General features: G+C 67.7%; 19 protein-coding genes. 5 read left to right on the plus strand and 14 right to left on the minus strand.

What is annotated here, in order from left to right; all coding sequences use genetic code 11:
- Window positions 1-3: 3 nt before the first annotated feature.
- Together mog and yjgA are read right to left on the minus strand one after the other, a co-directional pair.
- On the minus strand, window positions 4-600 hold the full coding sequence (gene mog, locus ACFOPI_RS15920; RefSeq protein WP_382175761.1) for a molybdopterin adenylyltransferase: 597 nt from the start codon (window positions 598-600) through the stop codon (window positions 4-6).
- On the minus strand, window positions 593-1,255 hold the full coding sequence (yjgA, locus tag ACFOPI_RS15925; RefSeq protein WP_382175764.1) for a ribosome biogenesis factor YjgA: 663 nt from the start codon (window positions 1,253-1,255) through the stop codon (window positions 593-595). Before yjgA ends, mog begins: the two co-directional genes overlap by 8 nt.
- A gap of 42 nt (window positions 1,256-1,297) precedes the next feature.
- Here yjgA and pmbA point away from each other — a divergent pair, with 42 nt between their 5' ends.
- On the plus strand, window positions 1,298-2,722 hold the full coding sequence (gene pmbA, locus ACFOPI_RS15930; protein WP_382175767.1) for a metalloprotease PmbA: 1,425 nt from the start codon (window positions 1,298-1,300) through the stop codon (window positions 2,720-2,722).
- Between the two features lie 137 nt (window positions 2,723-2,859).
- On the plus strand, window positions 2,860-3,729 hold the full coding sequence (locus ACFOPI_RS15935) for a DMT family transporter (protein ID WP_449272025.1): 870 nt from the start codon (window positions 2,860-2,862) through the stop codon (window positions 3,727-3,729).
- 22 nt (window positions 3,730-3,751) lie between these two features.
- On the opposite strand, the gene ACFOPI_RS15940 is transcribed toward ACFOPI_RS15935, so the two are convergent.
- From ACFOPI_RS15940 to lysA, 3 genes are all read right to left on the minus strand, one after another.
- Complete coding sequence (locus ACFOPI_RS15940) at window positions 3,752-4,951, minus strand: ABC transporter substrate-binding protein (RefSeq protein WP_382175772.1); 1,200 nt, start codon at window positions 4,949-4,951, stop codon at window positions 3,752-3,754.
- A gap of 96 nt (window positions 4,952-5,047) precedes the next feature.
- Window positions 5,048-5,494: a GatB/YqeY domain-containing protein gene (locus tag ACFOPI_RS15945; protein ID WP_382175774.1), complete on the minus strand. Its 447-nt coding sequence runs from the start codon at window positions 5,492-5,494 to the stop codon at window positions 5,048-5,050.
- Window positions 5,495-5,534: 40 nt separating this feature from the next.
- Window positions 5,535-6,773, minus strand: a complete 1,239-nt coding sequence (gene lysA, locus ACFOPI_RS15950; protein ID WP_382175776.1) for a diaminopimelate decarboxylase — start codon at window positions 6,771-6,773, stop codon at window positions 5,535-5,537.
- A 70-nt stretch (window positions 6,774-6,843) separates the two neighbouring features.
- Here lysA and ACFOPI_RS15955 point away from each other — a divergent pair, with 70 nt between their 5' ends.
- On the plus strand, window positions 6,844-7,776 hold the full coding sequence (locus ACFOPI_RS15955; RefSeq protein WP_382175779.1) for a LysR family transcriptional regulator: 933 nt from the start codon (window positions 6,844-6,846) through the stop codon (window positions 7,774-7,776).
- Between the two features lie 51 nt (window positions 7,777-7,827).
- On the opposite strand, the gene rpsU is transcribed toward ACFOPI_RS15955, so the two are convergent.
- From rpsU to nirB, 9 genes are all read right to left on the minus strand, one after another.
- A complete protein-coding gene (gene rpsU / locus ACFOPI_RS15960; protein ID WP_056273869.1) occupies window positions 7,828-8,040 on the minus strand; it encodes a 30S ribosomal protein S21 in 213 nt (70 codons plus the stop codon).
- A gap of 196 nt (window positions 8,041-8,236) precedes the next feature.
- Window positions 8,237-9,439 (minus strand): BaiN/RdsA family NAD(P)/FAD-dependent oxidoreductase, encoded by a 1,203-nt coding sequence (locus tag ACFOPI_RS15965; RefSeq protein ID WP_382175781.1) that lies wholly within the window; start codon window positions 9,437-9,439, stop codon window positions 8,237-8,239.
- 4 nt (window positions 9,440-9,443) lie between these two features.
- Entirely contained in the window at window positions 9,444-10,571 is a 1,128-nt protein-coding gene (locus tag ACFOPI_RS15970) for a sterol desaturase family protein (RefSeq protein ID WP_382175784.1), read from the minus strand.
- 75 nt (window positions 10,572-10,646) lie between these two features.
- A complete protein-coding gene (gene cobA, locus ACFOPI_RS15975) occupies window positions 10,647-11,453 on the minus strand; it encodes a uroporphyrinogen-III C-methyltransferase (protein ID WP_382175786.1) in 807 nt (268 codons plus the stop codon).
- Window positions 11,450-12,397, minus strand: coding sequence for a DNA-binding protein YbiB (gene ybiB / locus ACFOPI_RS15980; RefSeq protein ID WP_382175788.1), 948 nt, complete (start codon window positions 12,395-12,397; stop codon window positions 11,450-11,452). The genes cobA and ybiB overlap by 4 nt, the downstream gene beginning before the upstream one ends.
- 36 nt (window positions 12,398-12,433) lie before the next feature.
- On the minus strand, window positions 12,434-15,208 hold the full coding sequence (locus tag ACFOPI_RS15985) for a nitrate reductase (protein WP_382175791.1): 2,775 nt from the start codon (window positions 15,206-15,208) through the stop codon (window positions 12,434-12,436).
- A gap of 4 nt (window positions 15,209-15,212) precedes the next feature.
- Window positions 15,213-15,596 (minus strand): nitrite reductase small subunit NirD, encoded by a 384-nt coding sequence (nirD, locus tag ACFOPI_RS15990; protein ID WP_066262115.1) that lies wholly within the window; start codon window positions 15,594-15,596, stop codon window positions 15,213-15,215.
- A 22-nt stretch (window positions 15,597-15,618) separates the two neighbouring features.
- Complete coding sequence (locus ACFOPI_RS15995) at window positions 15,619-16,401, minus strand: type IV pili methyl-accepting chemotaxis transducer N-terminal domain-containing protein (protein ID WP_382175794.1); 783 nt, start codon at window positions 16,399-16,401, stop codon at window positions 15,619-15,621.
- 9 nt (window positions 16,402-16,410) lie between these two features.
- The gene (gene nirB / locus ACFOPI_RS16000; RefSeq protein WP_382175796.1) at window positions 16,411-18,864 is read right to left on the minus strand and encodes a nitrite reductase large subunit NirB; all 2,454 of its coding nucleotides are present in this window, start codon (window positions 18,862-18,864) and stop codon (window positions 16,411-16,413) included.
- Window positions 18,865-19,223: 359 nt separating this feature from the next.
- Here nirB and ACFOPI_RS16005 point away from each other — a divergent pair, with 359 nt between their 5' ends.
- Together ACFOPI_RS16005 and ACFOPI_RS16010 are read left to right on the plus strand one after the other, a co-directional pair.
- Complete coding sequence (locus ACFOPI_RS16005) at window positions 19,224-20,519, plus strand: type IV pili methyl-accepting chemotaxis transducer N-terminal domain-containing protein (RefSeq protein ID WP_382175798.1); 1,296 nt, start codon at window positions 19,224-19,226, stop codon at window positions 20,517-20,519.
- Window positions 20,520-20,572: 53 nt separating this feature from the next.
- Window positions 20,573-22,345, plus strand: coding sequence for a protein kinase domain-containing protein (locus ACFOPI_RS16010; protein WP_382175800.1), 1,773 nt, complete (start codon window positions 20,573-20,575; stop codon window positions 22,343-22,345).
- Window positions 22,346-22,400 lie beyond the last annotated feature (55 nt).

The raw sequence follows: 22,400 nt of genomic DNA on the forward strand, positions 1-22,400 counted from the left end.
GGGTCATTGGCGCGCCGGACGCACGGCGTTCTTCGGACGCCAAGCCTTGATCACGTCATCGTTGGTTTCGAGGTAGGGCCCGCCGATCAGGTCGATGCAGTACGGCACGGCGGCGAAGATGCCGTTGACGCGCACGCTGCCGTCGGCGTTCTTCGCGCCTTCCAGCGTCTCGGCGATCGCCTTCGGCTGGCCCGGCAGGTTGATGATCAGGCTGTTGTCGCGGATCACCGCGACCTGGCGCGAGAGGATGGCCGTGGGAACGAAGGCCAGGCTGATCTGCCGCATCTGTTCGCCGAAACCGGGCATTTCCTTGTGCGCCACGGCCAGGGTGGCCTCGGGCGTCACGTCGCGCCTGGCGGGGCCGGTGCCGCCGGTGGTCAGCACCAGGGCGCAGCCAGCGTCGACCAGTTCGATCAGGGTCGCGCTGATGGTCGCCTGCTCGTCGGGGATCAGGCGTTCTTCGAAGGTGGTCGGGTTCTTCAGCGCGCGGGTGAGCCACTCGCGCAGTGCCGGCAACCCCTTGTCTTCGTAGACGCCGGTGCTGGCGCGGTCGCTGATGGAGACGATGCCGATGCGCACCGGGTCGAAGGTTTCACTCATGGTCGTCTTCTGCGGAGGTGGTTTCGTCGGTGTCGTCGCGGTTCTGCGCGGCGCGCACCAGCTGGAAGATCTCGCGGTAGGCCTTGCCATGGCGCTGGGCCTCGCCGGGGCGTTCGGCCACGCCCTGGGCGTCCTTGCGGGCCTGGCGGATCAGGGCGCGCAGCTGCTGCACGTCGGTCTCGGGCGCGGTCTGCATCCAGTCGGTGAGCGCGCCGTCGTCGGAGATCAGGCGGTCGCGCCATTGTTCGGCCTGGTGCAGGGCCAGGGTTTCGCGGGCCGAAGGCTTGCGCTGTTCTTCGAGGGCGGCTTCGATGGCGGCGACCGTGTCTTCATCCAGCTTGCGCATGAGCTTGCCGATGAACTGCATCTGGCGGCGCTTGCCCTCGAAGTTGGTGATGCGCTTGGCCTCCTGCAGCGCGTCGATCAGCTTGTCGTCGATGCCCTCGTGCTGTTCACGCAGCCGGGTCATGAGGTCGCCGCGCAGCGTCAGCAGGCTCTCGCCCAACGACTGCAGGTGGTCGCTGTGCTTCTTGAGGTCGGTCTTGCTCATGTCGACCGAACCCTTGAGTTCGCGTTTGAGTTCGAGGTCCAGTTCGCTGCCGACGGCGACGAAATGGCCGCGGACGAAGTAGCCTTTTGTGGGTTTGCGGGACATGGGGCAGGGGGAAAGAGGGCGGCAAGTATCATAGCCGCCGACATGAAAAAAACCCCCACCGCCCCCGTTTCCACCCCGCCCGATCCCTCCGCACCGCTGGCCGGGTTCCAGTATTCGCGCAGCCGCTTCGAGGAGGTAGTGGACCTCGCGCTGGCCGAGGCGAAGCGCCTCGGGGCGGCGGACGCGGCCGCTGAAGTCTCGGAAGGCGCCGGCCTGAACGTCAGCGTGCGCAAGGGCGAGCTGGAGAACGTCGAGCGCAACCGCGACAAGTCGCTGGGGGTGACGGTCTACCTGGGCCGCCGCCGCGGCAACGCCTCGACCTCCGACTTCTCGCCCGAGGCGGTGCGCCAGACGGTGCAGGCGGCCTACGACATCGCGCGCTTCACCGCCGAGGACCCGGTGGCCGGCCTGCCGGACCCCGAGGACATCGCCGACCGCTACCCCGACCTGGACCTGTTCCACCCCTGGGCCATCACGTCCGACGAGGCGGTGCGCCTCGCGCTGGCCTGCGAGCAGGCGGCCTTTGCCACCAGCAAGAAGATCAGCAACAGCGAGGGCGCGAGTGTCTCGGCCCAGCAGTCGCACTTCTTCACCGCCCACATGCGGGGGGGCGAGCGCGGCCGGCCAGGCATCTTCTGCGGCGGCTATGCCAGCTCGCGCCACAGCCTGTCGGTGGCTCCGATTGCGGGCAAGGGCGCGAACATGCAGCGCGACTACTGGTACAGCTCGGTGCGGGCGCCGCAGGACCTGGCCACGCCCGAGGCCGTGGGCCGCTACGCCGCCGAGCGCGCGCTCTCGCGCCTGAACGCCCGCAAGATCCCGACCACCGAATGCCCGGTGCTGTTTGAGTCGCCACTGGCCGCCGGTCTGCTGGGCGCCTACGTGCAGGCCACCAGCGGCGGCGCGCTCTACCGCAAGACCACCTTCCTGGCCAACAGCCTGGGCAAGAAGGTGATGGCACCGCACCTCGACATCTTGGAAGACCCGCACATCGTGGGCGGCAAGGGCAGCGCGCCCTTCGACGACGAGGGCGTGAAGACGGTTCGCCGCAAGGTGCTGTCGGCCGGCAAGGTGCAGGGCTATTTCCTCTCCACCTACTCGGCGCGCAAGCTGGGCATGCGCACCACGGGCAACGCCGGCGGCTCGCACAACCTCACGCTGTCCAGCCGCCTGACGCAGTCGGGCGACGACCTGAACGCGATGATCAAGAAGCTCGGCCGGGGCCTGTTCGTCACCGAGCTGATGGGCCAGGGCGTGAACTACGTGACCGGCGACTACTCGCGCGGCGCCTCGGGCTACTGGGTCGAGAACGGCGAGATCGCGTTTCCGGTGCAGGAAATCACCATCGCCGGCAACCTCAAGGACATGCTCAAGGGTATCGAGGCCGTGGGTGCCGATGCGTACAACTATGGCTCCAAGACCGTTGGTTCGATCCTGATCAACCGCATGAAGGTCGCCGGGAGCTAGGCCGTGGCCCCCACGCTCCGCTCTGCGGGTCGCTCCCCCGGCGCAGGGAAGGGCCCCGGCGCCCGCCGGTGCCTGGGGCTGATACAGCTTGGGGCGGCCCTGCGCTGAATCGGATGCGGCCCGAGGCACTAGCGGTCGTGGCCGCCGCCAGCTGGGCGGTGTCCAGTCTCTTCTCCGCGCCACCGGCGCAGCGCCTGGGGGCGTTTGCCTTCAGCCGCTGGCGCATGCTGTTCGCCAGCGCCGTCCTCTGGACGCTGGCCCTGGCCGGCGGTGGCTGGAGCGATCTGGACGCGGTGGCCATCGGCCTGCTGGGCCTGTCGGGCGTAATCGGTATCTTCATCGGCGACACCGCGCTGTTCGCCTGCATGAACCGCCTGGGCCCGCGCCGCTCCGGCGTGCTGTTCGCCACCCATGCGATGTTCTCGGCCCTGCTGGCCTGGTTGTTCCTGAGCGAGGTGATCCGTGGCTGGGCGCTGGTGGGCAGCGCGCTGCTGGTGGGCGGCGTGATGATGGCCGTGCTCTGGGGAAAGCGCGAGGACGAGTCGCATGGCTGGGAGCAGACGCGTGGCCGCTTGCTGGTCGGTGTGGGGCTGGGCCTGGTGGCGGCCCTGTGCCAGTCGGTGGCGACGCTGATGCTCAAGCCGCTGATGGCGACCGGGATCGACGCGATCAGCGCCTCGGCGGTGCGCATGAGCCTGGCGCTGGCGGCGCATGGGCTGCTGCTGGCCTCGGGCTGGCCGGGCGCCCGGGCCAAGCAGCCGCTGCGGTTGCGCGATGCGCTGCTGACTTTCCTAAGCGCTGCCGTGGCGATGGCGCTGGGCATGACGCTGATTCTCTACGCCATGCGCCACGGCCAGGCCGGCCTGGTGGCGATCTTCTCCTCGGTGACGCCCGTGCTGCTGCTGCCGCTGCTCTGGGCGGTCTACCGACGCCGGCCGGCGGTGGGGGCCTGGGTCGGGGCGGTGCTGGCAGTGACCGGGACTGCGCTCATCCTCGCGCGAGCTTGATGGCCCGGCGGCGCATCGCCGGTCACTTCTTCCTCTGGACCACCAGGTTGCGGCGTGCGTCTTCCGGGTAGGCGAAAGTCACCGCGCCGCTCTTGACCTTGCCCATGACCAGCATGTTGGGCGTGACCGCATCCTTGTCGTCGGCGCTGAAGGGCTTCTCGTAGGTCGAGACGACGCCGTAGTACACGCGGGGGATGTTCTCCAGTGCCGCCTTGACCGCGGGGCCGGTGAACTTGCCGTCGCGGATCGAGAACAGTGCGTAGGTCAACAGGTAGGTGCTGTCGTAGGACTGAGCCGCCGCCATGGGCACAGCGATCTTGTGCTTGTACTTGCGCTGGTAGGCGGTCAGGAAAGCGGCACGGCGCTCGTTGCTGGGTTCGGCGATGAAGGTCTGGGCCATCAGCGCGCCGTCGGCAGCGGCCTTGGCGCCTTCAATAAAAAACGGGAACGACAGTGTCCATGCGCCAACCTGCGGCACGTCCCATTTGAGATCTCGCAGGCCGTTGGCGATGGTGGCGTTCTCCGGGCCGACGGTGTAGCTGAACACCACGTTGGCGCCGGCGTCGCGCGCGGCGGTCAGCTCCTTGCCCAGGTCCTTGACGCCCAGCGCGAAGCGGGCCACATGCACCGGCTTGAGTTGCTTGGCCGCCAATGCCGCTTCGACGTCTTTCAGACCGGCTTCACCGTAGCCGGTGGTGTCGGCAAAGATGGCGACTTTGGTCCAGCCGCGTTTGACCAGGTCGTCGACCACGAAGGGCGCCTGGATCGCGTCGCGCGCGGAGGTGCGGAAGATGTAGCTCTGCGGAGCCGGGAATTTCGCGGTCAGCGGGGTGCCGGTGGCACAGGGAATGATCAGCGGCAACTGGCCGTTCTGGAACACGTCCAGCGATTTGGCGGCCACTCCGGTGTTGCAGAAGCCGATGGTGGCTATCACGCCCTCCTTGGCCAGCTCCTGCGAGCCCTTGAGGCCCACATCCGGGTTGCCCTGGTCGTCCTTGACCACCAGCTCCAGCGGACGGCCCAGGTAGCCGCCAACCGCATTGATCTCTTCGACCGCCAGCTGCACGCCGTGCAACATGGGGTTGCCGAAGTCGGACGAGGGACCACTGAACGGGCCGATGACGCCGATGCGGACCGGCTGTCCGGTTTGCGCCTGGGCCGGCGCCAGGCCGGCGGCACACAGGCCGAGGGCCAGGGTCAGACGGGAGAACAGAACTCGCATGGGGCACCTCCGGAAAAGTGCCGCGAGTGTAGGAACGCAGCTGTCGCCAGCCTGACCCGGTTTACCCTGACCCCCCGCGGGGTGTTCAGCGTCCTGTCAGCTTGCCAGTGCGGCCTTGACGGCGGCGGAGACTTGGCCCATGTCGGCCTTGCCGGCCAGCTTCGCCTTCACCGCGCCCATGACCTTGCCCATGTCGCCGGGGCCCTTGGCACCGAGTTCGGTCACGATGGCCTTGACCTCGGCGGTGATCTCGTCGGCCGACAGTCGTGCGGGCAGGTAGGCCTCCAGTACCACCAGTTCGGCGGCTTCCTTGGCCGCCAGGTCGGCGCGACCACCCTGTTCGAAGGCGGTGATGGAGTCCTTGCGCTGCTTGACCATCTTGTCGATGACGGCGATCACGGCCGCGTCGTCCAGCTCGATGCGCTCGTCCACTTCCTTCTGCTTCATGGCGGCGGTCAGCAGGCGGATGGTGCCCAGGCGCTCGCTGTCCTTGGCGCGCATCGCGGCCTTCATGTCGTCGGTGATCTTCTCTTTGAGGCTCATGGTGTTCTCGCTGTGATGTTCTGGAAAACCTGCGATTTTCTCAGACCTCTTCGAGAGCCAACAGCTCCTCCACCGTCTGGCGGCGGCGGATCAGGCGGTGGCTGTCGCCATCGACCAGCACCTCGGCCGCCAGCGGGCGGCTGTTGTAGTTGCTGGACATGGACGCGCCGTATGCGCCGGCGTCGTGCAGCACCAGCAGGTCACCCACTTTCGCCTGCGGCAGCGCGCGTGTGAGCACCACGCCGCCTTCGGCCTGGGTGAACACGTCGCCCGATTCACACAGCGGGCCTGCGACCACGGTTTCCACGGTGGCACGAGGCGTGTCGTCGGCCGGGATCAGGCCCATGCCGTGGAAGGCGCCGTACATGGACGGGCGCATCAGATCCGAGAAGCCGGCGTCCACCAGGGTGAAACGGTTGGCTCCCATGGGTTTGCTGGCGCGCACCTCGGTCACCAGCACGCCGGCCTCGGCCACAAGGAAGCGGCCGGGTTCCAGCTCCAGATGCACCGGGTGGCCCAGGTGGTGGGCAATCTCGCGGCGGGCATCGTCCCAGAGGCTGAAGTAGTGCGCGGTGTCGATGCGTGGCTCGCCTTCGCGGTAGGGGATGGACAGGCCGCCGCCGGCCGAGATGGCCGCCAGGTCCGTGCCGGCACGCTTGACCAGTTGCACCATGGCGTGACACACCTCCTGCAGGTGCGCGTAGTCCACGCCGGAGCCGATGTGCATGTGCAGGCCGATGAGCTTCAGACCGTGCTGCTGGACGGCAGCCAGCGCGTCGTCCAGCTCGGCGTGCCAGATGCCGTGCTTGCTGTGTTCGCCGCCGGTGTTGGTCTTGTTGCTGTGGCCGTGGCCGAAACCGGGGTTGATGCGCAGCCACACGGCATGGCCGGGCGAGACCGTGCCCAGCTGGTGCAGCATGTCGATGGAGCCGGCGTTGACCGGCACACGGTGTTCGACCACGGTGGCCAGTGTGGCGTGATCGAACAGGTCGGCGGTGAAGACGATGCCTGAAGCGCCCTGCGCGTTCACATCGGCGGTGAAGCCGGCCACCAGCGCGCGCAGGATCTCGCCGCGCGAGACCGCGTCGACCACCACGCCCTGCTCGCGCATCAGGCGCAGCAGGTGGATGTTGGAGTTGGCTTTCTGCGCGAAGCGGATGGTGTCGAAAGCGCGCAGCTCGCCGATGCGGGCGCGGATGGTGGCAGCGTCGTAGACCCACAGCGGGGTGCCGTGCTGGCGGGCGAGGGACTGGAGGAGGGTGTCGGAGAAGGGATTCATGGGTTGCGATGATCCCGGTTCTGATCATATTGAGCAATGCCAGATAATCTGTTTTTCATTCATTTCTGATATGAATCTGAGCCACCGCCAGATCGATTTCTTCCGCGCCGTCATGGGCACCGGCCACGTCACACGCGCGGCCGAGTTGCTGCACACCTCGCAGCCCACGGTCAGCCGCGAGCTGGCGCGGCTGGAGCAGGTGCTGGGCTTTGCCCTGTTCGAGCGCGTCAAGGGGAGGCTCAAGCCCACGGTGCGTGCCCTGGCGCTGATGGAAGAGGTGGAGCAGTCCTATGTGGGGCTGGAACGCATCGCCGCCACGGCCGTGGCGCTCAAGGGCTACGCCCATGGCCGGCTGCAGCTGGCCTGTCTGCCCGCGCTTTCGCACGCCTTGCTGCCCGACGCGGTGCGCCGCTTCGCCCTGAAACAGCCCGAGGCGGCGGTGGGCCTGACGCCCATCGAGTCACCTCAGCTGGAGGCGGCGCTGTCCGAACAGCGCTTCGACTTGGGCCTGTCCGAGCGCCACCAGGCGCCAGCTGCCTGCACGCTGGACACGCTGCTGGTGGCCGACGAGGTGGCGGTGCTGCCGGCCGGGCATGCGCTGGCGCAGAAGACTGTGCTGTCGCCCGCCGATTTCGCCGGTCATTCCTTCATCAGCTTCGCACCGGCCGACCCCTACCGGCAGCAGGTCGATGCGCTGTTCGACGCGGCGGGCGTGACGCGCGTCCTGAGGCTGGAAACGCCCAGCGCGGTGTCGGTCTGCGCCCTGGTGCGTCAGGGCCTCGGCCTGGGGATCGTCAACCCGCTGACCGCACTGGAACTGGCGGGCACCGGGGCCGGGGGCGGGCTGGTGGTGCGGCCGTTGGACGTGAGCATTCCGTTCCATGTGGCGCTGATCCGCCCCAGCTGGCGCACCGCGCACCCGCTGCGGGCCGACTTCGAGGCTGCGCTGGCGGAGGCGGCCGCGGCCCTGAAAAGCCGCCTGACATCCGCCGCACAGGCGTAAAAAAACCCGCGCGGCGTCCCGGGCGGGTTTTTGTCGAAGCGACTGAGGCGATCAGTACAGCTTCTTGGGCAGCTGCATGCTGCGCACGCGCTTGTAGTGGCGCTTGACGGCGGCGGCCTTCTTGCGCTTGCGCTCGGCGGTCGGCTTTTCATAGAACTCGCGGGCGCGCAGGTCGGTCAGCAGACCCAGTTTTTCGATGGTGCGCTTGAAGCGACGCAGAGCAACGTCGAACGGCTCGTTGTCTTTAACACGGATGGTCGTCATTGAAGAAGAAATTCCAGAATGCACAGAAAGAGGATGAACGGGAAGATCGGGCCCAGGCATCGTTTCTGCAAAGTTCCCCCGCCTGTTAACTAGTATTGGCCGGCGAGGGTTTGCCAGCAAAGCCCGAGATTATAGCGTTACGCCAGAAGAATGCCAGCCTTTGATGAAGGGGCCTGAACGGCGTTCAAATCGACGTTTAGAGAGCGATGGCGCAGGCCTGTGCGCTGGCCCAGGCCCACTGGAAGTTGTAACCGCCCAGCCAGCCGGTCACGTCGACCACCTCGCCGATGAAGTACAGGCCCGGCTGTTTCGACTCCATGGTCTGCTGCGACAGATCGCGGGTGTCGACGCCACCGAGGGTGACCTCGGCTTTCTTGTAGCCCTCCGTACCGGTGGGCACCAGTTCCCAGCGCGCCAGCCGCTCGGCCAGCCGGGCCAGCGCCTTGTCGCTGCATTCGGCCACCGGGCGCTGCCATTCCTTGTCTTGCGCCACCCAGGCCTCGGCCAGGCGGCTGGGCACCCACTGCGCCAGTTCGTTGACCAGCAGCTTGCGCGAGCGCTGTTTGGCGTCGGCCAGCGCGGCCGGCAGGTCGACCTCGGGCGCGAGGTTGATGCGGATCGGGCTGCCGGGCTTCCAGTAGCTGGAGATCTGGAGCACCGCGGGGCCGGAGAGGCCGCGGTGGGTGAAGAGCAGGTCTTCGGCGAATACGGTCCTGTTCTTCTTGTCGCCTGTTTCGATCAGCACCGGCAGCGCCAGCCCAGCCAGACCCGCGTAGGGCGCCCAGCCGGCACCGTCAAACGTCAGCGGAACCAGACCGGGGCGCGGCTCGACGGTGCGCAGGCCGAACTGCTTGGCCACGCGGAAACCGAAGTCGGTCGCACCGATGGCCGGGATGGACAGGCCGCCGGTGGCGATCACCACCTTGCGCGCCTGCACCTGCCCCCGATCGGTGTCGAGTTCGTAGCCGCCGTCGCCGGTCGCGCGCAAGGCTTTCACGCCGCAGGGCTGCCAGCGCGTCACGCCACCGGCCGCGCATTCGGCCAGCAGCATGTCGATCAGGTCGCCCGCCGAGCGGTTGCAGAACAGCTGACCCTTGTGCTTTTCATGGAAGGGGATGCCGTGTTTCTGCACCAGGGCGATGAAATCGGCCGGCGTGTAGCGCGAGAGCGCCGAGCGGCAGAAGTTCGGGTTCTCGCCGACGAAGTGCTTGTGCGGCTGGCGCACATCGATGTCGCGGTTGGTGAAATTGGCGCGGCCGCCGCCCGAAATGCGGATTTTTTCGGCCACCTTCTCGCTGTGGTCCAGCAGCAGCACCTTCAGTCCGCGCTGACCGGCCACCCCCGCACAAAACAGGCCGGCTGCACCGGCGCCAACGATCACCACATCGAAAGACTGCACTGGGTCAGCCCTTCCAGACGAAGGGGAACTTCACCTGCTTCCAGAAACCGTTGGGCACGTAGTCGCCCAGCACGCCGTACTGCGCGGGCCATTCGCGATCGCTCTTGACAGCGGTGCCGAACAGATGGTCGAGGAAGGCAAAGTGGGCTGCGTAGTTCTTGTCCAGCGCTTCCTGGTCCTGGCTGTGGTGCCAGTGGTGGAAGTTGGGCGTCACAATCAAATGGCGCAGCGGGCCCAGGCGCACGCTGACGTTGGCGTGGTTGAACACCGCCTGGAAGCCGACCACGATGATGTAGGCGTCGATCACGTCCTTGGAGAAACCCATCATGTAGACGGGGACCAGCACCAGCGTGCGGGTGATGAGAATTTCGATGACGTGCTGGCGCGAGCCGGCGAGCCAGTCCATGTGCTTGGCGCTGTGGTGCACCGCGTGCAGGCGCCACAGCAGCGGCACCTCGTGGTAGGCGCGGTGGGTCCAGTACTGCACCAGATCGGCCGCCAGGATGATCAGCGGCAGCGCCACCCAGAACGGCAGCGCACCGACCCAGCCGCGCACGCCATCGACCGCGGCCCAGCCGAACAGCTTGTGCACCAGCAGGTTGGTGGCCAGCAGCATGAAGCCGATCAGCATGTGGTTGACGATGAAGTGGTGCAGGTCGGTCTGCCACTCGGGCCGGAACACCGGCTGGTCTTTACGCAAGGCGAACAGCTTCTCGATGAAGATGAAAATCAGCGCCGAGCCCAGCAGGTCGAGGATGAACCAGTCCAGACCGATGTAGGGCGTGTGGTCGGGGAAGTTGGGGTCGACCTCGACCTTGTGGCCACCCATCACCGCCGACAGCAGGACCAGCGCGAACGCGGCGGCGGCCAGCCAGGGGGCGCGCCGGAACACCAGGTTGACTAGGCTCAGCCCGCCGGCGACCACCAGCGACCAGAACATCAGCTGGCGGATCATCGCCACGTCGTAGCTCCTTCGCAGCTCGGGCGTGGTCAGGTACTCGGGGAAGTGGAAGGCCAGCACGCCCAGAAAGCACAGGAAGGCCAGGCTGAGCGCCAGCACGCCGGTCACCAGCCCGCGCCCGGGCTTGAGCGCGCCGTGACCTTCGGCAAGTTCGTTGAGTTTGTCGAGCACGCCGATCCTTCTCGCGCCGCCGTGGGCGGCCTGTTGTGGTGACGGAGCGGGAGTGTAGCGGGCGGCCCCGCCAGCTCAGGCCATTCGGCGCTGCGATTGCGGTTGGGCCACCGCCGCGATGCCGCGCACCACGTCGCCGACCACGATCACCGAGGGGCTGCCCAGTCCTTCCTGCGCCAGCGTGGCGGTGAGGGTGCCCAGCGTGCACACGGCGTGGCGCTGCTGCGGCAGGCTGGCGTGCTGGATGATGGCCAGCGGCGTGTCGGGAGGCAGGCCGGTGAGCAGGTCGGACTGAATCTGTGCCGCGCTGGAGACGCCCATGTAGATCACCAGGGTCAGCTTCGCATCGCGCGCGGTGGCGGCGAGCTGTTTCCAGTCGGTGCCGCTGTCACCGGGCTTGGCGTGGCCGGTGATGAAGACGACGCCATGTGCGTGGTCGCGGTGGGTCAGTGGCGCGCCGAGCGAGGTCAGACCGGCCAAGCCGGACGTGATGCCGTTGAGCACCTGCACCTCGATGCCGGCTTCGCGCAGATGTTCGACCTCTTCACCGCCGCGGCCGAAGATGAAGGGGTCGCCGCCCTTGAGACGCACCACGACCTCGCCCTCGCGCGCGGCCATGATCATCAGCTTCTCGATGAAGGCCTGCGGCGTGCTCTTGCAGCCGCCGCGCTTGCCCACGTACACGATGCGCGCGGTCGGCGACGCATGTGCCAGCACACCGTCGCCCACCAGATCGTCCACCAGCAGCACGGTGGCCGCGGCAATTGCCTTGGCGGCTTTGATGGTCAGCAGTTCCGGGTCGCCCGGACCGGCGCCCACGAGGGTGACGGTGCCGGGGTGGAACTGACTTTGTGAGGTGATGACGGTGGCGGGCATGTTCATGGTGTGTTGACCGCCGTGGGGCGGTTTGTCTCTGGTGTGGCGGGTCGAGAGACTTCTTGCAGGATGTGTGCCACCTGCAGGGCAATCGGGGCCGGTACGGGCAGGCGACCGTCCAGCACGTCGCGGATGTAGGCCGCGGTGGCTTCGGCCGAGATGTCTCTGGGCAGCTCGGGCAGGCTGGCGAGCGAGCCTTCCTGCGCGGGCTGCAGCAGGATGCGTTCGCCATCGCGGAAGGCGTCCATCTGCGGCGTGCGGCGCGCATCGGCCACGGGTTCGCCCTCGGTGCCGCGCAGCAGCAGGGCGTGGGCGCCCACCAGGGCGAAGGTCTGGGCCATCGACACGGCGTATTCCGGGTGGGTGTAGCTGCCCACGATCAGCGCGCGGCCTTCGCAGGAGTTCATGAGCTTGACCAGGCTGTGCGCCGGGTTGCGCAGGCCGACGGCACGGCGCACATCGAGCAGGCGCTTGAGACCGGGTAGCAGCACCTCGGTGGGCACGAAGGCACATTCGCCTCCCCCCAGAGTGCCGACGGTCGACCAGGCCGGCTGCCCCAGCGCGGCGAACACCGCCTCGCTGGTCACGCGCTTGTCCTCCGTGGCCGTGCCGTGCACCAGCACCGCCGCGCCGGCGCGCGCCAGCAGCAGGGCCAGCAGGGGCGTGAGCACCGGCAGCTTGCGCGCACCGTTGTAGCTCGGCAGCACCACGGTGGTGAGGCCGTTGTCAGGGGCGCGCTGCAGGCGCGCGTGGGTGGCGTCCAGGAAGCCGGCCATCTCGTCGGGCGTTTCGCCCTTGATGCGCATCGCCAGGCAGAAGCCACCGACTTCCAGATCGGTCACGGCACCGTCCAGCACCTGACCGAACAGGTCGGTGGCCTGCTCGCGCGTGAGCGAACGGGCACCGTCCTTGCCGCGCCCGATTTCCTTGATGTACTGGCTGATGCTCATGGGCCGCCATTGTCCGCGAGGTCAGATCACTTTTTGTTATATGGCTACCAGGGAAGCGGGCACCGCCTTGACCAGCCGCCGCAGCTCCGGGATGCAGGAACCGCAGTTGGTGCCGCATTTGAGCTGGCCCTGCAACTGGGCCAGGCGCTGGTCGTCGGGGCCATCGCAGCGCGGCAGCGCGCCTCGGATCGCGTCTTCTCTGACGTTGAAGCAGGTGCAGACCTGGGGGCTTTTCGCCACCACCGCCACCGGCGCTGCGGCGCCGGGCATCAGCAGCAGGCGGCCGTAGCTCCCGGCGGGCAGTTCGTCCTGCAGCAGGGTCTTGATCCAGGACTCGGCGCTGGTGTCGCCGGCCAGCAGGAAGGCGTCGAGCGTGATGTCGTCACTGTTGCGCTGCAGCCGCGCGCTGCGGCGCTGCTGGCGGCGCTTGTCGGCGTAGCGCAGTGTGTCGGACGTGTTCAGGCCCAGCAGTGCTTCGATGCGCTCGACCAGCGCCGGCTCGGGCACCTCGTGCGCGGCAGCGCGGAACAGCACACCGGTGCGCTCGCGGCCGAAAGGCACGCAGGAGGCGAACTCGAACGACGGCATCAGCGCGCGCAGTTCGGTCAGCGTCGTCAGCGCCGTGGTCTCGGGCAACCAGGCCACGCCCAGCAAGGTCCAGGGCAGCTCGGCCTTGAGGATTTTGACCGCCGCGTGCTTGAGTTCGGGTTGCTTGGACGTTGGGCAGTAGGCCGAGGTGGTGAGGGCGTTGACGCCGGCCAGCGGTTCGCCCTGGCTGCTGCGGCCGCTCAGGTACTCCGGTCCCCAGTGCATGGCGATGAAGGCCTGTGCTGTGTGCACCGTGCGTGAGCCCTGCACCGGCAGCACGACGGAGCCGCGCTTGCTGGTCACGTGCACGAGTTCGCCGTTCTTGAGACCGCGGCGTTCCATGTCCTGCGGGTTCATCTGCACCGACGGCTCTGCCACGTGGCCGAACAGCCGGCCGATGGTGCCGGTGCGCGTCATGCCGTGCCAGTGGTCGCGCAGGCGGCCGGTGGTCAGCGAGAAGGGGAAGCGCGATTCGCGCTGCTCGGCCACGGGCTTGTAGGGCAGGGCGGAGAAGCGGGCCTTGCCGTCGGCGGTCGGGAACACACCGTCGGCATACAGGCGCTCGCGTCCAGTCTTCTCACCCTCGCGCAGCGGCCACTGCTGCGGCCCCCGCTGCTCCAGCATGTCGTAGGACAGGCCGGTGATGTCGAGGTCGCGACCGCGGGTCGACTCGCGGTGTTCGTTCCAGATCGATTCGGGTGTCTCGTAGGGGAAGAGGGTGGGCAGGCCGGGGCGCAGCTGCGCTTCCAGCCGGCGCGCCACATCGACAGCAATGCGCCAGTCGTGTCGTGCCTCGCCGGCCGGCGGTACGGCGGCGCGCACGCGGCTGATGCGGCGCTCGCTGTTGGTGACCGTGCCTTCCTTTTCACCCCAGGTGGTGGCGGGCAGCAGAAGATCGGCGAAGTCGCAGGTGGCGGCGGTCGCAAACGCTTCCTGCACCACCACGAACTCGGCGCGTTGCAGCGCGCGGCGCACTGTCGCCTGGTCGGGCATGGACTGCGCCGGGTTGGTGCACGCGATCCACAGCGCTTTGATCTCGCCGTCGGCCGCGGCCTGGAACATTTCGACTGCGGTCTTGCCGGGTTTCGATGGCACATCGGCCACGCCCCAGAGCGCAGCCACCTCGGCGCGGTGCGCGGGGTTGGCCAGGTCGCGGTGGGCGGACAGCAGGTTGGCGAGGCCACCGACTTCGCGCCCGCCCATGGCGTTGGGCTGGCCGGTCAGGCTGAACGGGCCGGCGCCGGGTTTGCCGATCTGGCCGGTGGCCAGGTGCAGGTTGATCAGGGTCGCGTTCTTGGCTGTGCCGCTGCTGCTCTGGTTCAGGCCCTGGCAATACAGGCTGAGCGTGGCTGGCGACTGCGCGAACCACTGTGCCGCCGTGAACAGGTCTTCTTTCTTCAAGCCGCAGGTCTGCGCCACCACGTCGGGCGTGCATTCGCGCACCAACGCCTTGAGTTCGTTGAAGCCATTGGTGTGCGCGGCGATGTAGCTGGCATCTGTCCAGCCCTCCCACAGCATGATGTGCAGCAGGCCGTGGAACAGCATCACGTCGGTGCCCGGCAGCAGGGGCAGGTAGAGGTCGGCCTGCTCGGCGGTGTCGGTGCGGCGCGGGTCGGCCACGATCACCTTCATGCCCGGGTTGTTCTGTTTCGCGGCCTCGATGCGGCGGAACAGGATAGGGTGGGCGTAGGCCGCGTTGCTGCCGACGATGAACAGGCACTGGGCGTGGTTCACGTCGTCGTAACAGGCGGGCGGCGCGTCGGCGCCCAGCGTGAGCTTGTAGCCAGCCACCGCGCTGCTCATGCACAGGCGCGAGTTGGTGTCGACGTTGTTGGTGCCGATGAGGCCCTTTGCGAGCTTGTTGAAAACGTAGTAGTCCTCGGTCAGCAACTGGCCGCTGATGTAGAAGCCCACCGCGTCCGGGCCGTGCTCGCGCACGATGCGGCCGAACTCGCTGGCCACGCGGTCCAGCGCGGCGTCCCAGCCCAGGGCCACCGGCGCCTGGCCGCGCTGCTGCCGCAGCAGGGGCTGCAGCAGCCGTGTCTGGCGGGTGATGGCGGGCGTGGCCGTCAGGTGCAGCGTGCTGCCCTTGGTGCAGAGCTTGCCGAAGTTGGCGGGGTGATCCGGGTCGCCGCGCACACCGGAGATCTGCGGGCCATCGCTTTCGATGATGACGCCGCAGCCCACACCGCAGTACGGGCAGGTGGAGCGGGTTTCGGTCATGGGCTCAGGCCTTGACGGTGCGGCGGGCGGGGCCGGCGATCGGGCGTTCCAGATCGGTCGCATGAGACGCGAGCTGCGTGGCGTCCAGGAACACCTGACCGTTCTCCACCTTCACGCTGAACTTGGGTGTGCAGCCCTCGTCGGGCGCCGAGGCCTGGCCGTCGCACAGACCGATGGTCCAGTTGTGCAGCGGGCAGGCCACGTGGGTGCCGAAGACGATGCCCTGGCTCAGCGGGCCGCCCTTGTGCGGGCAGCGGTCGAGCAGCGCGAACACCTCGTCCTGGTCGTTGCGGAAGATCGCGACGTCCAGACCCTGCTCGCGCGCCACGCGGCGCGAGCCGAGCACGGGAATGTCGTCAACCTGGCAGATGGGGGTCCATTGGCTCATGTTCATGGGGCTTTCTCTGTAATCAGGACTTCAGGTTGGCGTAAAGCTCGGTGACGCGGTCCATCACGCTGAGCAGGTTCTCGCTGGTGACAAACACGTCCGACATCGGCTTGGCGGAGGCGGCAGCGCCCGACTGGACGCGCTGCAGGGCCTGGTCGAAGAAGAACCACTGGCTGTCGGCCAGGCTCAGCTCGTCGCGGATGCGGGCGTTCGCTTCGGGCGCGTCGCGCAGCGTGGTCATGGCGGCCAGAAACTCGGTGCGGGCCTTGCCGATCTCGGTGATCGCCATCGAAGCATCGACCGGCAACGTGGCGGCGTAGTAGAACTTGGCCATGCGCTGGGACAGCATGCGCTGGCGGCCGGCGATGTTGACCAGCTTGCCCACGGGGCGCCCCATGGCCGCCTCGTACTGCTGGGTGCCCTGGTGGGCCAGCGCCAGCACGCGGGCGTCTGCCTTGAGCAGCGCTGCGGCACCGGCCTTGCTGGGCGTGGCTCCGACGAGCGCGGTCTTGTAGTCGCTCCAGGCGGCGTCCAGCGCGGTGTAGGTCTCGCGGATCTCGGGGGACGGTGCGAAGGCCTTGAGTTCGACCAGCTGGCGGTCGAACAGCGCCATCGACTTGTCAAGAACGGCCTGGGCCGACCGGCCCTCGGTGTTGTGCACCATCGCCAGCCAGGCCTTGCCCATGCGCTGCGAGAGCATGCGCTGGCGGCCAGCCTTGTTGATCGCGTCGGCCAAGTCGCTGACCTGGGCGTTCACGCCCAGGGGCAGGGCGCCGGCCAGGATGAGCACGTCGCGTCGTTTCATGACCACTCCTCAGGCTTTGACCACAGCCACGGGTTCGAACTGGCGCGTGTCCACGGCCGCGTCCTTGAAGTCGAACCAGGGATCGGGCTCGCCGTCGAGCGCGAACTGCAGCTGTTCCCACAGCGCCTTGCGACCGGCCGCGTCGTCCAGGATGCGCTTCTTGATGTAGTCCAGGCCCACGCGGTTGACGTAGTGCACGGTGCGCTCCAGGTACCAGCCTTCCTGGCGGTACAGCTCGCAGAAGGCGCCGGTGTATTCCATCACTTCCTCGGCCGTCTTCACCTTCACCAGGAAGTGCGCCACCTCGGTCTTGATGCCGCCGTTGCCGGCGATGTACATCTCCCAGCCCGAGTCGACGCCGATCACGCCCACGTCCTTGATGCCGGCCTCGGCGCAATTGCGCGGGCAGCCCGACACGGCGAACTTCACCTTGTGGGGCGCGTACATGCGCCACATGGCCTTCTCCAGGTCCTTGCCCATCTGGGTCGAGTCCTGCGTGCCCATGCGGCACCATTCGCTGCCCACGCAGGTCTTCACCGTGCGCAGCGCCTTGGCGTAGGCGTGGCCGCTGGGCATGCCGATGTCCTTCCAGACATTGACCAGGTCTTCTTTCTTCACGCCCAGCAGGTCGATGCGCTGGCCGCCGGTGACCTTGACGGTCGGGATCTTGTACTTGTCCACCGCGTCGGCGATGCGGCGCAGCTCGTCGGCCGTGGTCTCGCCGCCCCACATGCGCGGGATCACGCTGTAGGTGCCGTCCTTCTGGATGTTGGCGTGCGAGCGCTCGTTGATGAAGCGGCTCTGCGGATCGTCCTTGGCCTGCTTGGGCCAGGTGCTGATCAGGTAGTAGTTGATGGCCGGGCGGCAGGTGGCGCAGCCGTTGGGTGTCTTCCAGCCCAGGGCGCTGAAGGTGTCGGCGATGGTCAGCAGCTTGTCGTTGCGGATCGCGTCGCGCACGTCCTGGTGGCTGTGGTCTGTGCAGCCGCAGATGGCCTTCTTCTTCGGCGTGGCAGAGTAGTCGCCGCCGGCGGTGAACATCAGGATCTGTTCCACCAGGCCGGTGCAGGAACCGCAAGACGCGCTGGCCTTGGTGTGCTTCTTCACCTCGTCCAGGGTGAACAGGCCCTTTTCCTTGATGGCCTTGCAGATGGTGCCCTTGGTCACGCCGTTGCAGCCACAGACCTCGTCGCTGTCGGCCATGGCAGCGGCCTTGTTGTGGCCCTGGTGACCGGTGTCGCCGATGTTCGATTCGCCGAACATCAGCTTGTCTCGGATGTCATGCACCTTGCGGCCTTCGCGCAGCAGCTTGAAGTACCAGCTGCCGTCCACCGTGTCGCCGTACAGGCAGGCGCCCACCAGCTTGTCGTCCTTGATCACCAGTTTCTTGTAGACACCGCCGAAGGGGTCGCTCATCACGATCTCTTCGGTGCCTTCGCCGCCCATGAACTCACCGGCGCTGAACAGGTCGATGCCCGTGACCTTGAGCTTGGTCGAGGTGAGCGAGCCGGTGTAGCGGCCGATGCCGAACTCGGCCAGGTGCGTGGCCAGCACCTTGCCCTGCTCGAACAGCGGCGCCACCAGGCCGTAGGCGATGCCACGGTGCGCCGCGCATTCGCCCACTGCGTAGATGCGCGGGTCGGTGATGGTCTGCATGGTGTCGCTGACCACGATGCCGCGGTTGACGTGCAGGCGCATGCTTTCGGCCAGCGCGGTGTTGGGCCGGATGCCCACGGCCATCACCACCAGGTCGGCCGGGACCTCGCTGCCGTCCTTGAATCGGATGGCTTTCACACGGCCATCGTCACCGCCCACCAGCTCCTGCGTCTGCGCGCCGATCAGGAACTGCATGCCGCGCTCTTCCAGCGACTTCTGCAGCAGCTTGCCCGCCACGTCGTCGAGCTGGCGCTCCATCAGCCAGGGCGCGACGTGCACCACGCTGACCTGCATGCCGCGCTTCATCAGGCCGTTGGCCGCTTCCAGGCCCAGCAGGCCGCCGCCGATGACGACCGCGTGCTTGTAGGTGGCGGCGGCGTCGATCATGGCCTGCGTGTCGGCGATGTCGCGGTAGGCAAGTACACCCTTCAGGTCTTTGCCGGGAATTGGCAGGATGAAGGGGTTGGAGCCGGTGGCCATGATCAGGCGGTCGTACTCGGCGGAGACTTTTTCGCCGTTGGGGCCGGCCGCGTGCACGACGCGCCTGACGCGGTCCACCTCGGTCACCTTGAAGCCTGCGTGCAGCGTAATGCCGTTGTCCGAGTACCAGGACCAGTCGTTGAGGATGATCTCGTCGATGGTCTGTTCGCCCGCCAGCACGGGCGAGAGCAGGATGCGGTTGTAGTTCGGGTGTGGCTCGGCGCCGAAGACAGTGATCTCGTAGAACTCCGGTGCGATCTTCAGCAGCTCTTCGAGCGTGCGCACACCGGCCATGCCGTTGCCCACCATCACGAGTTTCATCTTTTTCATTGCGGCGACTCCTGTCTGAAGATCACGGGGTTGTTGCTGGTTCCGGCGGACGCACGCGGGCGGTCGCACAGCGGCGGGTGGGCCGGAACATGGTTATTGGGAACATCGAGCACCCGGCAGAGTTGCCGGGGTGGAACGGGCACATAGGCCGGTTCCGGTTCAGTCACTGCGCACGTCGTTGTGTGCAGGCCCCGACGCTGCGGTCGGGGTGGGACGCGTCGTCACGTCTGGCCTGTTCAATGCAAGAGGTGTGCCATATGATCGGCGCCCCATTCGCGGGCCTTTGCCACACCCCTCGGGCCGCCCCGTCCGCCGCTGCAATGGGCAGGGCGTCCGCAGACCACAAGTGCTTGATTCATATGACTTCTGTGCTGCTGTTCCGTCCCGGCTCCCGGGCCCTTCTGCCGCTGCAAGACGACCTGGCGGCAGCGGGATGCCAGGTTCTGGCCACCGTCGAGGACTGCAGCAAACTGGTGCAGGCCGCCGTGCAGCACGCACCAGATCTGGTGGTCGGCGAGGTCGCGCGCCCTGATGACGCCCTGTTCAAAGCCACGCAGACGCTGGCGGAGGTGCTGCCCCGGCCGGTGCTGCTGTTCACGTCCGATTCCGACGCCGCCCACATCGAGCGCGCCACGGGCACCGGTGTGCACGCGTGGGTGGTGAACGGCTATGGTGCGGCGCGCCTGCGGCCGCTGGTGCAGCTGGCGCAGGCGCGTTTCGAGCGCGAACAGGCCTTGCTGGAGCAGCTGCGCGACGTGTTGCAGCGCTTCGAGGAACGCAAGCTGGTCGAACGGGCCAAGGGCATTCTCATGCGCGCCCGCGCGCTGACCGACGACGACGCCTTCCAGATCCTGCGCACCGCCTCCATGCACACCAACCAGCGCCTGGGCCAGGTGTCGGAACAGATCATCCAGTCGGCCCATTTCGCCGAAGCCGTCAACCGCGCGGGCCAGCTGCGCATGTTCTCGCAGCGCCTGGTAAAGCTGCACCTGCTGCGGCTGGCCGACGTGCAGTCGCGCCAGCAGCAGGCCCTGCTGGACGAGTCGATCCATCGGGTGGACGCCAACCTGGCCTGGCTGGGCAAGGGCCTGTCGCAACCCAGCTTCGGCGACCTGCTGGGCCTGCTGGACGCCACCTGGCAGGCGCTCAAGGCCGCACTGAAAGGCAGGCCTGCTTCGGCGCAGGTGCCCCGGGTGGACGAACTGGCCGACCGCCTGCTTCAGGACGCCGAGCGTCTCACCGCCAGCATGCAGCACGCTGGCGCCGTGGCCTCGCTGCAGGTGCTCAACGTGGCCGGCCGCCAGCGCATGCTTTCCCAGCGCTTTGCCAAGATGGCGCTGATGGACCTGCTTGGTCTGGAAGAAGGGGCCGCCGGCCGCAGCGCAGCGATGACCGACGTGCAGCAGGATTTCGAGCGCGCGCTGGCCTACCTGAACGGCCTGCCGCTGTCCACGCCCGACATCCGCTCCGCGCTGGACGAGGCGGCGCTGGGCTGGCAGCAGATGCTCGCCGCCACGCCGCAGAACCGCCGCCCCGCCGGCCGAGACCGGCTGGCGCGCATGGAGACGGTGGCCCATGCCAGCGAGGGCCTGCTGGCGCAGTTTGAAAGTCTTTCGACCCACTACGAGCGCAGCATGCAGATGCTGATGGGATGACCGGATTTGTGCGATGCACCAATTTCGGGCGCTGTTCTTGCTAGAGGTGGTGCATGGCTTTTGACATCGACATCGGCTACGCCAGCCAGGCGGGGCGCAAGGACATCAACGAAGACTTCTGCGCCGCCATGCTGCCGCCGCCGGGGCAGACGGACATGGGCTCCATCGTCGCCATCGCCGATGGTGTGAGCGCGGGTGGTCTGGGGCGGGAGGCGGCGCAGACCACGGTGACCAGCCTGGTGCGCGACTACTACGGCACTCCCGAGACCTGGGACACCACGGTGGCCATGGACCGCGTCATCGGCGCGCAGAACACCTGGCTGGCGGGCGTCAACCGGCGTCGCCATCCGGCCATGGGCCTGACCACGCTCACGGCCATGGTGCTGCGCGGCCACAGCTACACCCTGGCCCACGTGGGCGACACGCGCGCCTGCCTGCTGCGCAACGGCGTGCTCACCCAGCTCACGCACGACCACGTCGCCGATCACCCGGACCTGAGCCACCAGCTGCTGCGCTGCATCGGCGTGGAAGACCGGGTGGTGGTGGACTACAGCCAGGGCGACCTGCTGGTGGGCGATCTGTTTTTGCTGATGACCGACGGCGTGCACAACGTGTTGAACGAGGCGCGCCTGAAGGCACTCATCGACGAACAGACGGACACTGCGGATGCTCAGGCCCTGTGCGAGGCCTTGGTGGTCGCGGCCCTGCAGCGCGGCAGCAACGACAACGTCACCGCACTGGCCGCGCGCGTGCGCGGGCTCGACAGCGCCACCCTGCAGGACCAGAACCGCCTGGCCGCGCAACTGCCCATTCCGCCCAAGCTCAAGCTCGGTGAACAGATCGACGGCCTGGTCATCACCGCCGTGGTGGCTGACAACGGCATCAACCTCGTCTATCAGGCGCGCGACCCGGCCACGCAAAAGCTCTACGCCCTCAAGACCCTGCACCCCCAGCGCGCGCACGATGCCGAGGAGCGCGCCATGCTCGCGCACGAGGCCTGGCTGGCGCGCCGCATGGCCACCAGCCGCGCGGCCGAGCACCTCGTGGCCGTGCTCGACGCGCCGCCCACGCGGCCGGCGGAGCAGGGCACCAGCGCCTTCTACCTGCTGTACGACTGGTACGGCGGCGAGTCGTTGCAGCACATGCTGGACCGCCAGCACCGCCCCGGCGTGGCGCAGACCATCGCCATGGCCACCCAGGCCGCCCGGGCCCTGGGCCACCTGCACCGCCAGGGTGTGATCCACCGCGACGTGAAACCCGCCAACCTGCACCAAGGCGAAGACGGCGTGTTGCGCCTGCTCGACCTGGGCGTGGCGCTCAGCGGGCGCGAGCCCGAATCCGCGCGCGCGCTGCATGCCGGCACGCCCAGCTTCATCAATCCCGAACAATGGGGCTTCCGCCTGCGCGGCGGCGGCGTGGACACCGACGCACCGCCCGAACCGGCCGACGCGCGCAGCGACCTGTTCGCGCTCGGCGTCACGCTCTACCAGCTGCTGACGGGCAAGCTGCCCTATGGCGAGGTGCTGCCCTACCAGGCCGGCCGCTACTACCGCGACCCGGTCACGCCCAGCCGCCACCACCCCGAGGTGCCGATCTGGCTCGACCACATCGTGCTCAAGGCCGTGAGTCGCGATCAGAAACAGCGCTTCGAAACTGCCGAAGAACTGCTGCTGGCGCTGGAACGCGGCGCCTCGCGCCCGCTCACCGAACCGCCCGCCACCCCGCTGATCCAGCGCGACCCGACCATGCTCTGGAAGCTGCTGCTGGGGTTCAGCGTGCTGCTGAACCTGATGTTGGTGTACTGGTTGGTGTTCCTGCCGCGCTGAAGGTCAGCGGTCGGGCTGAGTTCAACCCCTGGTTCATTGAGAACTGGGTGACCAC

This window comes from Hydrogenophaga luteola (assembly GCF_042648585.1).
Classification (GTDB): domain Bacteria; phylum Pseudomonadota; class Gammaproteobacteria; order Burkholderiales; family Burkholderiaceae_C; genus Hydrogenophaga; species Hydrogenophaga luteola.

Bases quoted from the DNA above. Each gene is read 5' to 3' on its own strand.
- yjgA (WP_382175764.1), bottom strand. From the start codon at position 1,255: ATGTCCCGCAAACCCACAAAAGGCTACTTCGTCCGCGGCCATTTCGTC.
- ybiB (WP_382175788.1), bottom strand. From the start codon at position 12,397: ATGAGCATCAGCCAGTACATCAAGGAAATCGGGCGCGGCAAGGACGGT.
- rpsU (WP_056273869.1), bottom strand. From the start codon at position 8,040: ATGACGACCATCCGTGTTAAAGACAACGAGCCGTTCGACGTTGCTCTG.
- ACFOPI_RS15945 (WP_382175774.1), bottom strand. From the start codon at position 5,494: ATGAGCCTCAAAGAGAAGATCACCGACGACATGAAGGCCGCGATGCGC.
- ACFOPI_RS15985 (WP_382175791.1), bottom strand. From the start codon at position 15,208: ATGACCGAAACCCGCTCCACCTGCCCGTACTGCGGTGTGGGCTGCGGC.
- ACFOPI_RS15955 (WP_382175779.1), top strand. From the start codon at position 6,844: ATGAATCTGAGCCACCGCCAGATCGATTTCTTCCGCGCCGTCATGGGC.
- ACFOPI_RS16005 (WP_382175798.1), top strand. From the start codon at position 19,224: ATGACTTCTGTGCTGCTGTTCCGTCCCGGCTCCCGGGCCCTTCTGCCG.
- nirB (WP_382175796.1), bottom strand. From the start codon at position 18,864: ATGAAAAAGATGAAACTCGTGATGGTGGGCAACGGCATGGCCGGTGTG.
- ACFOPI_RS15940 (WP_382175772.1), bottom strand. From the start codon at position 4,951: ATGCGAGTTCTGTTCTCCCGTCTGACCCTGGCCCTCGGCCTGTGTGCC.
- ACFOPI_RS16010 (WP_382175800.1), top strand. From the start codon at position 20,573: ATGGCTTTTGACATCGACATCGGCTACGCCAGCCAGGCGGGGCGCAAG.
- cobA (WP_382175786.1), bottom strand. From the start codon at position 11,453: ATGAACATGCCCGCCACCGTCATCACCTCACAAAGTCAGTTCCACCCC.
- mog (WP_382175761.1), bottom strand. From the start codon at position 600: ATGAGTGAAACCTTCGACCCGGTGCGCATCGGCATCGTCTCCATCAGC.
- pmbA (WP_382175767.1), top strand. From the start codon at position 1,298: ATGAAAAAAACCCCCACCGCCCCCGTTTCCACCCCGCCCGATCCCTCC.
- nirD (WP_066262115.1), bottom strand. From the start codon at position 15,596: ATGAGCCAATGGACCCCCATCTGCCAGGTTGACGACATTCCCGTGCTC.
- lysA (WP_382175776.1), bottom strand. From the start codon at position 6,773: ATGAATCCCTTCTCCGACACCCTCCTCCAGTCCCTCGCCCGCCAGCAC.
- ACFOPI_RS15995 (WP_382175794.1), bottom strand. From the start codon at position 16,401: ATGAAACGACGCGACGTGCTCATCCTGGCCGGCGCCCTGCCCCTGGGC.